The following is an 11204-nucleotide window of genomic DNA, read 5'->3' as shown; positions in this document are numbered from 1 at the left end:
TTTGGGGCCCTTTCTTTTTTTTCGTGGTCTTGGGGGGGGGGCGCCCCGCCCCCGCGGCCGCCCCCCGCCTATCCAGCCCCACCCCCGGCGGGGGGGCCCCCCCCCCCCCCCGCCCCGCCTCACCCGCCCTGAGCCCCGCCCTCGTCGAGGGGACTCCATCGCGTACCTCACTCTGGAGCGGACCGCCGAAGACCCCGAAACAGAACCCCGGTTCCGGCTGGGAGCCGTCGGCTATGGCCCGGCCGGCGCCGATCTCGCCGAGCGGATCTGCGCGCAGATCCGCGCCTGGAGCCCGGCCCGGACCGCCGAACCCGTCGTCACGGCCTACCCCGCGGACACACCGGACAGCGACCTCGCCGACGGAGCCGTGATCGACCGGCCCTCCGTGCGGCTCGTCATCGCCTACTGATCCTGACGCCGGTGGGCGTGGCCGTTGGCAGGTGCGGCCGTGCCCGCCGAAGCGAGAACAGGGCGGCGTTGGAACACAGGGGTCAGCCTTGCGCGAGGTTCGCCTCACAGTCGGTGCACCGCCGCACGGCCCGTCGCCTCGGGTTGCCCGCGGTGGCGGTCGCGGGAGAAGCACTGCTCAACCGCTCCCAGAGGCCGGGAGGAGGATTCGGGATCCACCCCCAGCGCGGCGGCTGTACGTCGTCCTCGGTCATGTGGTCGCACCATCCGGGCCTGTGCGCGACCTGCTTCGGGGAGATCAGGATCGTCTCCTCCGGATGAGTACGCCACTCCGTCCTCAACGCACTCACCGAACGCGGAGGCGCCGACGCAGACGAGCCCGGCGGACACTCACATCCGAGCCCGATGACGATCTTGCCGCCGCACTCGTCGCAGCGCTCTATTTCCACTGGCCGCGTACCGCCCTCACAACGTGCCGGAGTCGACCCGGTAGACGATCTTCCCGTCGAACTCGGCGAAACCGAGTGACTTGTAGAAGGCCCGTGCCCCCGGGTTGTCACTGTCGGTCATCCATTCCACGCGGCTGCACCCGGGGCGCGCTGCGGCGATGGCACGGAGTTCGTCCATGAGGCGGGCACCAATGCCCTGCCGTCGGAGCGTGCCACGAACGTACAGCTCCTTGAGGAACAGGGAGTGCGAGGAGCCGGCGGCCGGCCAGAGGAACGAGTAGGCGGCGAGTCCGATGATGTCCCCGGTCTCATCCTCGACGAGCAGCGCGGAGGCCAGCGGCGGCGAGCCGAACAGCGCCTCCTCGACCTGGGTGCGGCGTTCCTCCAGCGGCTGGATACCGGTGTCGGTCGCCCCGTAGAACCGCTCGATCTCCTCGATCAGCTCGGCCACGGCCGGGACGTCCCGCTTCTCCGCGGGACGGATCGTCACGGTCATCGGCGCCTCCTGTCCTTCCTCGATTGCTTCGGTCGCTGCTGCACTCGTTCGTTCCAACGCGTGATCCCCTCCTGGCGGTACGGCACACGCGTCTACGGCGGCGAGGCGGCCTGCGGATACGGGTCCCAGCCGTGCTGCCGCAGGGAGCCCTGGACGTGCCGGATGAGGTACTCCAGGTCCGCGCAGTAGACAGACGGGTTCCGGTAGCCCTGGGCTTCGCTGAAGCGGTGTGGGAGGTAGCCACCACCCGGCGAGCGCCTCGCCGGCCTGTACCGGAGTACGCCCCGGCGTGTGCCCGTTGAGATTCACGAAGAGCTGTCCGTCGGGGAACCGCTCGGAGAGCAGGTGGCCGGCGTGCACGGCGAAGGCGGTCTTCCCGACGCCTGGCATGCCGTCGATCACGTGAACGGGCAGCCCCTCGCCACTCTGCTGCAAGGCCCGCACCGAGCCCACCAGCCGCTCCAGCTCTGCGGCACGGTCGGTAAACGCAGCGGTGTCGCGCGGCAACGACCGCAGCACCTGGGCGGCCCCTGGCCCTGCTCCGTCCTCCGGTCGGCCCGGAGGGGTGGGAGGCCTCGTCTCGGAGAGCCCTGCGAGCAGGGCCGTCAGCCCCGCCATCGCCACGCCCAACACGACGAACGAGAACCAGGCGTGCTCCTGTAACCACCCCAGCCAGCCGGGCCACCGCGACTCATCGGACACGGCGTTCGTGACGAGCCCGACCAGCATGGTGGTCACAGCGCCGCCTCCGGCGACGACGGTGATCGCGATCCCGCGCCGGAGTCTCATAGGGAGACCCCAGCAGCAGCCAGGGGAGCGGCCGATTTCACCCTGGTGCCGCTGACGAGACACCACGCACTGCCAACCGACCTGGTCACGAAGGCAACCCCCCAGTAGAACGCCCCAGCTTCCCTAACGGAACAGTCCTCGTAGACCTTGGTCAAGGGCGCGTCTGAGCCACGACGTGCACCATGAAAAGCCGCTGCCGAGGTGCCGCGGCGACTCGGTTGGCTCGTTCGTACAGATCGACTTGCACCGCATGTGCGTGAGCGATTCAGCAAACTGCTGGCGGGCGGCCTGGAGCAGGCGGGCTTCACGCGTTGATGCGGGCGGTCGCCCGCCACGAGACGATCGCGCGGTGCACGGCCTCCCTGGCGCCCAGCTCAGCTGCGTCGGACAGCGCGTCCAGGAGCTCGACGGTGAATTCCCGGACTTCTTCGTCGTCCAGGTGACGCACCCACGGGAACACCTCGGGCAGCGCGAGCAGAAGCGCCCTGGCCCCACCGTCCTGCTTCATCAGAGCGAGGAACAGCCGGGATGCGGTGGTCAGACTCTCCTCGGTGCGTTCCGCGTGTATGGCCGTGGTCAACACCATGTCGGGCGCGTCTCGGTGTGTGACACGCAGGCACCCCAGGGCGGCGGCCCTGGCGGCGACCGCCTTCGGGCTCCGGGACAGATCGGTGAACGATACGGATTCCGATTCTACTGCCGGGTACACGATGCTCATACTCAGACCGTACTCTGATTACGCTCTGATTTCTATCGCGAGACCAGCCAGCCAGGAAAAAATGGGTGCGTGAACACGGAGTGGGCTGGGTTACCGGAGCCGGGGAACCGGTTACCGCCGCCCCTTCCGCCGTCGGACCCCTTCATGTATATGAAGCAGCCCAACCAGAGGCGCGGGACAGGAGCGGGATGGGACGTCCTTCGGCAGCTGGACGCCGTGGAGGTGCCCGCGGACCTCAGCGCGCAGGACGTCGAGCGGATCCGTCCCCGGCTCCTTCCCGTCCTGGCCCGGTACATCGCGCTCGAACGGCGCGACGACGGGCGTCCCCTCGACCCGGTCGCCCGCTTCCACCTGGGCAACGGGGCCGCCGTCTGGCGGCTGAACTGGCCGGCGAACAACGCGCCGGAGGCCTGGCGGCAGTCCTACGGCGCGATGATCAACTACCGCTACGAGCCGGAGCAGCTGGAGCGCCGGCACGAGGACTTCGTCCGCCACCGCACCGTGGCCGTCGGCGGGCCGCTGCGCGACGTCCTGCCGGACACCTCGACGGCGACCCACACCCACGGCACGTCCGCCGCCTCGGACGACGAGAGAGGAACACCCCTGATGGCGCCCAACACACCGACCGTCCACCGGTCATTCGTCGAGCAGGCGGAACGACGGCCGGACAAGACGCTCTTCGAACTGCCCGACGGGCGGAAGATCTCCTACCGGGAGACGGCGGAGACCGTGCGGCGGATCGCCGCCCGTCTCGTCGCCGACGGCGTCACCCCCGGTGACCGGGTCGCCATGCAGGTGGAGAAATCCCCCGAGGCCGTCGCACTGTACCTGGCGACCCTGCAGATCGGCGGTGTCTTCCTGCCCCTCAACACCGCCTACACCGGTGCGGAGACGGAGTACTTCCTCAGGGACGCCGAGCCGCGCGTGCTGGTCTGCTCCCCGGACCGCCTGGCCGAGCACGCGCACCGCGCGGAGCAGGGGCTCGCCGTCGAGACCCTCGGCACCGCCGGTGACGGCACCCTCCTGGACGGCCACGGACGGCACGAGGAGGTCTTCGACGCATCGGCCGACGACCCGGCGGCGATCCTCTACACCTCCGGCACCACCGGCCGCTCCAAGGGCGCGGTGCTCTCCCACGGCAACCTCGCCTCCAACTGCCGTGCCCTGCTGGACGCCTGGCAGTACACCGCCGAGGACCGGCTGATCCACGCCCTGCCCGTCTTCCACATCCACGGGCTCTTCGTCGCCGTGAACATGACCCTCACGGCGGGCGCCTCCATGTACTACCTGCCGAAGTTCGACGCCGAGACGATCGTCGACCTGCTGCCCCGGGCCACGGTGCTCATGGGCGTGCCCACCTTCTACACCCGGCTGCTCAAGAACCACCGGCTCACCCCCGAGACCTGCGCCTCCATGCGGCTGTTCGTCTCCGGCTCGGCTCCGCTGCTCGCAAGCGACCACCAGGCATTCGCAGCACGCACCGGCCACGCCATCCTGGAGCGCTACGGGATGACCGAGACCGGCATGAACACCACCAACCCCTACAGCGGCAAACCGCGCAAGCCCGGCACCGTCGGCATGCCGCTCCCCGGCACCGAGATCCGGGTGGTCGACGCCGAGACCGGCCGGCCCCTGCCCGACGGCGAGACCGGCAGCATCGAGGTCCGCGGCCCGAACGTCTTCACCGGCTACTGGCGGCTGCCCGAGAAGACCGCCGCGGAGTTCCGCCAGGACGGCTTCTTCATCACCGGCGACCTGGGCCGCATCGACGAGGACGGCTACCTGTGCATCGTCGGCCGGGGCAAGGATCTGGTGATCTCCGGGGGTTACAACATCTACCCCAAGGAGATCGAGGAACTGCTCGACGCCCACCCCACGGTGCTGGAGTCCGCCGTGATCGGCGTCCCCCACCCGGACTTCGGCGAGACAGTGGTCGCCGTCGTCGTACCGGCCCCGGGCCGGCAGCCCCGGGAGAGCGAACTGCAGGACTTCGTCGCCAAGGACCTCGCCCGCTTCAAGCACCCGCGCGCGGTACGCGTCCTCGACGCCCTGCCCCGCAACGTCATGGGAAAGGTGCAGAAGGCCGAACTGCGCGAGCGCTACGCCGGCCTGTTCGCCGACGCGGAGGCCTGATCGCCGACGCGGAGGCCTGATCGCCGACGCCTGACCGCGGGCGCCTGACCGCGGACACGTGATCAACCATCGGCCGGCCGTGGGCAACGGCGCCGACCGGCCCCACCTCTTTCCCCTCTTCCCCCGCACGACCCGTTTCCCAACCGTCCCCCCGACCCGTGGTACGACGTGAGCCCGGCCGTGGACACGCGGCCGTGGTGGTGGCCGGTGCCCTGGCCGGGCTCTGTCACGCGGGGGGGGCGGGAGGACTACTCCTCGTCGCCCTCGGAGTCGTCCTCGGACGCGTCCGCCTCGTTGACCTCCTGCTCGAGGCCGAGCTGCTCGACCAGCCACTTGTCGAACTCGATCGCGGCCCGCACCCAGCTGACCGTGGAGGAGACGAAGTGGTTGAGGTCGACGCCGGTGCCGATCAGCATCTGCGCCTCACCGATGAGGCGCACGGTGCCGTCGTCGTGGGTGTGGCTGTACACCTTGGGCCACAGGGTGCGCCGGTTCCAGTCGTCGATGGACTCCAGCAGCTGCGGCTTCTCGTCGATCTTGTGGGGGCGGTCGTAGAAGGTCCGCACCGAGAAGACGGCCTGCTCGGCCTCTCCGCGGAACATGAAGTACGTACGGAACTGCTCCCACGGCGCCGCGAGGTCACCCTCGTCGTCGACGACGTACTTGAGCTCCATCTGGTCGAGGAGCTGCTTCACGAGATCCTGATCCGGGACGACGGGGCCCGCCGGTCCTTGGGGCTGCGGGTCGGGCTGGCCCCCGAAATTCGGAATCGAGGACGGGTCGATGGTCACCGTGATTTTCCCTTCGTACGGATCCCGCCATCCTCCCTCATCCGGGGAGGGGGGTGGCAAGCCCCGACGGGGCCTGTCAGCCGTCGGCTGACATGATCCGGCCGGTTCCCAAGTAACCCGTACGCGGAAAGGGAAACGGCTTGTGGCGTATGGGTGATACTCCGGTCATGCGCATGCGGAGAGAGGTCCGGTGGGTGCTGTGGGCCCTGTGGTGGGGCTGCCTGGGATTCGTGGTCTGGTTCTTCGTGGAGCTGTACATCCTCTACACCACTGACACCTGACCCGGCCGCCGCGGGACGGCGGCCGGGTCAGGTGCCGGGCGGTTGCCGGCCGGTGCCGGTTACAGCGTCTTGCCGGTCGCCGGGCCCACGATCAGTCCGTCGCCGAAGGCGTCCACGCGGACCGTGTCGCCGTCCTTGATCTCGCCGGACAGGATCTCCTTGGCGAGGCGGTCGCCGATGGCGGTCTGGACGAGGCGGCGCAGCGGACGGGCTCCGTACGCCGGGTCGTTGCCCTCGTCGGCGAGCCAGGCCAGGGCCTCGTCGGTGATCTCGAGGGCGAGCCGCCGCTCGGCCAGGCGCTTGGCCAGCCGGTCGATCTGGAGCCGCGCGATGCGGGCCAGCTCGTCCTTGCTGAGCGCGGAGAAGACCACCAGGTCGTCCAGCCGGTTGAGGAACTCCGGCTTGAAAGAGGTCCGTACCGTCTCCAGCACCTGCTCCTTCTTCTCCGCCTCGCTGAGCACCGGGTCGACCAGGTACTGGCTGCCCAGGTTGGAGGTGAGGACCAGGATGGTGTTGCGGAAGTCGACCGTGCGGCCCTGGCCGTCCGTCAGACGGCCGTCGTCCAGCACCTGGAGGAGGATGTCGAAGACCTCGGGGTGGGCCTTCTCCACCTCGTCGAGCAGGATCACGCTGTACGGGCGGCGGCGCACCGCCTCCGTCAGCTGGCCGCCCTCCTCGTAGCCGACGTAGCCGGGAGGCGCGCCGACCAGCCGGGCCACGCTGTGCTTCTCGCTGTACTCCGACATGTCGATGCGGACCATGGCCCGCTCGTCGTCGAAGAGGAACTCGGCGAGCGCCTTGGCCAGTTCGGTCTTGCCGACGCCGGTCGGGCCGAGGAAGAGGAACGATCCGGTGGGCCGGTCGGGGTCGGCGATCCCGGCGCGGCTGCGGCGCACGGCGTCGGACACGGCCCGCACGGCCTCCGTCTGGCCGATGAGCCGCTTGCCGAGCTCGTCCTCCATGCGCAGCAGCTTCTGCGTCTCGCCCTCCAGCAGCCGGCCGGCCGGGATGCCGGTCCAGGAGGCCACGACGTCGGCGATGTCGTCGGAGCCGACCTCGTCCTTGACCATCGTGTCCCTGGCGGCCTCCTCCTCGGCCTCGGAGGCGGCCTCCAGCTCCTTCTCCAGGCCCGGGATCTCCCCGTACAGCAGCTTGGAGGCGCTGTCGAAGTCGCCGTCGCGCTGGGCGCGTTCGGCCTGCCCGCGCAGGTCGTCGAGGCGTTCCTTCAGCTCACCGACCCGGTTCAGGGACTGCTTCTCCTTCTCCCAGCGGGCGGTGAGGCCGCGCAGCTCCTCCTCCTTGTCGGCGAGGTCGCGGCGCAGCTTCTCCAGGCGTTCGCGGGAGGCGGGGTCGGTCTCCTTGTCGAGGGCCAGCTCCTCCATCCGGAGCCGGTCGACGGCGCGCTGGAGTTCGTCGATCTCGACCGGCGAGGAGTCGATCTCCATACGCAGCCGCGAGGCGGCCTCGTCGACGAGGTCGATGGCCTTGTCGGGCAGGAAGCGGGAGGTGATGTACCGGTCGGACAGGGTGGCCGCGGCGACCAGCGCGCTGTCCGCGATCTGCACCTTGTGGTGGGCCTCGTACCGGCCCTTGAGCCCGCGCAGGATCGCGATGGTGTCCTCGACGCTCGGCTCGGCGACCAGCACCTGCTGGAAGCGCCGCTCCAGCGCCGGGTCCTTCTCGATCCGCTCCCGGTACTCGTCCAGGGTGGTCGCGCCGACCATACGCAGCTCACCGCGGGCGAGCATCGGCTTGAGCATGTTGCCGGCGTCCATGGCGGAGTCGCCGCCGGCGCCCGCGCCCACGACGGTGTGCAGCTCGTCGATGAAGGTGATGATCTGCCCGTCGGAGTCCTTGATCTCGGCCAGGACGGTCTTCAGCCGCTCCTCGAACTCGCCCCGGTACTTGGCGCCCGCCACCATCGCGCCGAGGTCGAGCGCGACCAGCCGCTTGTCCTTGAGGGACTCGGGCACGTCCCCCTTCACGATCCGCTGGGCGAGGCCCTCGACGACGGCGGTCTTGCCGACGCCGGGCTCGCCGATGAGCACCGGGTTGTTCTTGGTCCGGCGGGACAGCACCTGCACGACCCGGCGGATCTCCTGGTCCCGGCCGATGACCGGGTCGAGCTTGCCGTCGCGCGCGGCGGCGGTGAAATCGGTGCCGAACTTCTCCAGGGCCTTGTACTGGCCCTCCGGGTCCGCGGTGGTCACGCGGCGCCCTCCCCTCGCCTTCTGGAAGGCTTCCTGAAGCTTCTTCGCGGTCGCGCCCTGCTGTGCCAGCACCTCGCCGGCCGCGCCGCCCTTCGCGGCGATGCCGATGAGCAGGTGCTCGGTGGAGAGGTACTCGTCGCCGAGTTCCCTGGCGCGCTCGCTCGCGTCCGCGATGACCGCGAGCAGCTCGCGGTTGGGCTGCGGCGGCGCGACGGTGGACCCGGTCACGCTGGGCAGCCCGGCGAGGACGCGCTCGGTTCCGGACCGTACGGCCGCCTGGTCGGCGTCGACGGCGGCGAGCAGGTCGGTGATGTTCTCGTTCTCCTGCCCCTGGAGCAGAGCCAGCAGCAGATGGGCGGGGGTGAGGTCCGGATGCCCCTCGGTCACGGCTCGGTTGCCGGCCGCGTTGATCGCTTCCCGGCTCCTGTTGGTCAGCTCGGCGTCCACGTTCTCGTTCTCCTCCTCGGCGTCGGCTCGTCGGCCGTGTCGTGCGCTGCCTGCGTCGTGTTGCTGCGTCTCCCACTGCTGACTTAACCAACGTACACAAAGTTGAGTCTATTCCACTCAACGTTTCGCTCAAGGTGGAGCCGCGAGGCCGGTTCGGGCTAGTTTCCGTCCATGAGCACGTACTCCGTGGATCCGGGTGCCCCCGACGAGCCGTATCTCCGCTTCTGGCGCGAGCGGCACCTGTGCACGCTGACCACCCTGCGCCCGGACGGCAGCCCGCACGTGGTTCCCGTCGGAGTGACATACGACCCTCAGGCGCGGCTGGCTCGGGTGATCACGAACGGGGCGAGCGCGAAGGCGGCCCACGTCCTGGCCGCCGGGCCGGAAGGGGCCCGGGTCGCGGTGTGCCAGGTGGCCGGGCGCCGGTGGGCGACGCTGGAGGGACGCGCGCACGTCCACGCCGAGCCGGACCGGGTCGCGGAGGCGGAACGGCGCTACGCCGAACGCTACGAGCGGACCCCGTCCCCCAACCCGTCACGCGTAGTGATCGAGATCAAGGTGGAACGGGCGCTCGGCCGGGGGTGAGCGTGTTTCGGCCACCCTCACGCGACGGCCGAATCCGCTGATACGCAGAAATGTCCCCGCAAACGACAGCGGCGTCACCGTGTTCAGGTCACGGTGACGCCGCTGCGGGGGGAAGTACCTGAGCGATCTTTTACGACGGGGGAATCGCGTCAGGCACTGCGGGGGGTGGCCGAGATGGTCCTCACGTCCGAGACTTCCGGGTCTGCCAGCCGGTGGTCTCGTTGGTCAAGGTTCACAAAGATCATTCCGTACCGGATGGCACACCGCACGGGCTGTGGCGCCCCACGGGGCTTCCGCAGGCACCGGTACGCCCGTACGTCCTCGTCCTCGTCCCGCGTGACGACGACCGGCTCTCCGAAGACGGTCACCATCAGCGAGTCACCGCTGTGGGGGATGGCGGTGACCAGGTCGATGAAGTGCCAGCCGGAGCGATAGGCCGTGGCCATCTCGCGGCGGAAGGAACGGTCGTCGGGCGGAGTGGTCACGTCAGCTCCCGGCTCCGCCTGCCGCCCCGGTGTTGACGGCTACCGAAGGCCACTCGGTGACCGCCACGTTGTCACCCTTCGCGCCGGAGACTCCGCTCACCACCCCCAAGGCAACGAGGGCTGCGAACGCGGCGGCGACCGCCGAGCGAAGCAGTCTGTTACGCATAGTCGGCTTCATCCTCACTTGAAGGTCCCCTTTTCCCCCGTCAGGTACGACGATGGCTCATTCGGGCACGTGGTGGCCACACAATCGGTGCATCATGTTCCTGCATGTTCAGGACCCTGGGGGGTGGAGATTTGACAACAAATCAGGTGAAAGGGACACATCCTCATGCGGTGACCGAACTGTGTGAGGAAGGCAACCGCCTTTACGCCACCGCCCTGCGCTCGGGGCGCGTCGCCCGCGCGGACGCGGAGAACGCTCCCTGCCTGATGGAGTTCTCCCTTCTCCACCCGGATCCCGACGACCCCTCCTGGTTCCGCCCGGTCCCGCCGGCCGTCGCCCTGGCCCGGCGGCTCAACCCGCTGGAACGGGAGATCACCGAACGCAGGCGGCTGTCGGTCGAACTCGCCCAGGTCTTCGAGCCGTTCATGGCGATCGGCACCGAGGTGAGCACGGCCGGCGACTCCATCACGGTCCTGGAGGGCGGTGAGCGGATCAACGCGGCGCTCAACCTCGCCACGGCCCAGTCCCAGTCCGAGATCCTCACCGTACAGCCCTCGGACCGAATCTCCGAGCACAGTCTGCTGCGCGGGCTGGAGCGGGACCGGCAGCTGATCGAACGTGGCGTCAAAGTCCGCAGCCTGTATCAGCACACCGCGCGCTACAACCCGGAGAAGCTCGCCTACGCGGCCCAGCTCTCGGACGGCAAGTTCGAGTACCGCACCATCGACGAACTGGTCGAGCGCCTGATCATCGTCGACGAGAGCATCGCCTTCATCCCGGCCCGCGACGACCAGAAGATCGCGCTCGAGCTGCGCCACCCCGGGCTGGTCCGCTACCTCATGAAGGTCTTCGAGTACCTGTGGGACCGGGCCGTCCCGATGAGCGCGGGCGGCCCGTACGCGACCGACTCCGACGGCATCACCGAGATCCAGCACTCCATCGCCAAGCTCCTGGTGGAGGGCCACGTCGACGAGGCCATCGCGCGCCGCCTGGGCATGAACGTACGGACCTGCCGCGCCCACATCGCCAAGCTGGCCCAGGTCCTGGGCAGCGGCAGCCGCGCCCAACTCGGCTACCTCATCGCCCACTCGGGCATCCTGAACAAGGACGGCGCCCTGCCGGGGCCGGCGGGCGGCCGCTGAGCCGGTACGGGGCGGCGGAGCCGACCCCACGGAGCGCCTCCGGCGGCCTCGTCGACGGCGGCGGCGACATCGGGCTTCTCGGTCACCGGCGGGGCGGGCGCCAC

At 69.6% G+C, this 11204-nt stretch carries 8 protein-coding genes and 1 pseudogene; 3 read left to right on the top strand and 6 right to left on the bottom strand.

Annotated elements, in window-relative coordinates:
• Positions 1-873 precede the first annotated feature (873 nt).
• The 3 genes and pseudogenes from haaN to ABZX30_RS36705 form a co-directional block, all read right to left on the bottom strand.
• Positions 874-1353 carry a cyclophane-containing RiPP N-acetyltransferase HaaN gene (gene haaN / locus ABZX30_RS36715; protein ID WP_355942383.1) on the bottom strand — a complete coding sequence of 160 codons (480 nt, stop codon included), beginning with the start codon at positions 1351-1353 and terminating at the stop codon, positions 874-876.
• A gap of 252 nt (positions 1354-1605) precedes the next feature.
• Positions 1606-2142 (bottom strand): annotated as a pseudogene (locus ABZX30_RS36710) (tetratricopeptide repeat protein); the annotation flags it as partial.
• A gap of 304 nt (positions 2143-2446) precedes the next feature.
• On the bottom strand, positions 2447-2860 hold the full coding sequence (locus tag ABZX30_RS36705; protein WP_355942380.1) for a prevent-host-death family protein: 414 nt from the start codon (positions 2858-2860) through the stop codon (positions 2447-2449).
• 150 nt (positions 2861-3010) lie between these two features.
• Here ABZX30_RS36705 and ABZX30_RS36700 point away from each other — a divergent pair, with 150 nt between their 5' ends.
• Positions 3011-4993, top strand: coding sequence for an AMP-binding protein (locus ABZX30_RS36700; RefSeq protein ID WP_355942377.1), 1983 nt, complete (start codon positions 3011-3013; stop codon positions 4991-4993).
• 248 nt (positions 4994-5241) lie between these two features.
• Here ABZX30_RS36700 and ABZX30_RS36695 read toward each other — a convergent pair whose 3' ends face one another.
• Both ABZX30_RS36695 and clpB read right to left on the bottom strand, forming a co-directional pair.
• The gene (locus ABZX30_RS36695) at positions 5242-5784 is read right to left on the bottom strand and encodes a YbjN domain-containing protein (RefSeq protein WP_355942374.1); all 543 of its coding nucleotides are present in this window, start codon (positions 5782-5784) and stop codon (positions 5242-5244) included.
• Between the two features lie 340 nt (positions 5785-6124).
• Positions 6125-8722: an ATP-dependent chaperone ClpB gene (gene clpB, locus ABZX30_RS36690; RefSeq protein ID WP_355942371.1), complete on the bottom strand. Its 2598-nt coding sequence runs from the start codon at positions 8720-8722 to the stop codon at positions 6125-6127.
• Positions 8723-8893: 171 nt separating this feature from the next.
• On the opposite strand from clpB, the gene ABZX30_RS36685 reads away from it, so the two are divergent.
• Entirely contained in the window at positions 8894-9307 is a 414-nt protein-coding gene (locus ABZX30_RS36685) for a TIGR03618 family F420-dependent PPOX class oxidoreductase (protein ID WP_355942368.1), read from the top strand.
• 149 nt (positions 9308-9456) lie between these two features.
• Here the strand turns inward: ABZX30_RS36685 and ABZX30_RS36680 are convergent, their stop codons facing one another.
• On the bottom strand, positions 9457-9792 hold the full coding sequence (locus tag ABZX30_RS36680) for a hypothetical protein (protein ID WP_355942365.1): 336 nt from the start codon (positions 9790-9792) through the stop codon (positions 9457-9459).
• A 270-nt stretch (positions 9793-10062) separates the two neighbouring features.
• Here ABZX30_RS36680 and ABZX30_RS36675 point away from each other — a divergent pair, with 270 nt between their 5' ends.
• Complete coding sequence (locus tag ABZX30_RS36675) at positions 10063-11100, top strand: helix-turn-helix transcriptional regulator (RefSeq protein ID WP_355942363.1); 1038 nt, start codon at positions 10063-10065, stop codon at positions 11098-11100.
• The last annotated feature ends 104 nt before the right edge of the window (positions 11101-11204 follow it).

The organism is Streptomyces sp. NPDC004542 (genome assembly GCF_040610035.1).
In the GTDB taxonomy this organism is placed as follows: domain Bacteria; phylum Actinomycetota; class Actinomycetes; order Streptomycetales; family Streptomycetaceae; genus Streptomyces.
This window is presented reverse-complemented; position numbering and strand designations above follow the sequence as displayed.

Bases quoted from the DNA above. Each gene is read 5' to 3' on its own strand.
- ABZX30_RS36705 (WP_355942380.1), bottom strand. From the start codon at position 2,860: ATGAGCATCGTGTACCCGGCAGTAGAATCGGAATCCGTATCGTTCACC.
- ABZX30_RS36685 (WP_355942368.1), top strand. From the start codon at position 8,894: ATGAGCACGTACTCCGTGGATCCGGGTGCCCCCGACGAGCCGTATCTC.
- ABZX30_RS36700 (WP_355942377.1), top strand. From the start codon at position 3,011: ATGAAGCAGCCCAACCAGAGGCGCGGGACAGGAGCGGGATGGGACGTC.
- ABZX30_RS36675 (WP_355942363.1), top strand. From the start codon at position 10,063: ATGTTCAGGACCCTGGGGGGTGGAGATTTGACAACAAATCAGGTGAAA.
- haaN (WP_355942383.1), bottom strand. From the start codon at position 1,353: ATGACCGTGACGATCCGTCCCGCGGAGAAGCGGGACGTCCCGGCCGTG.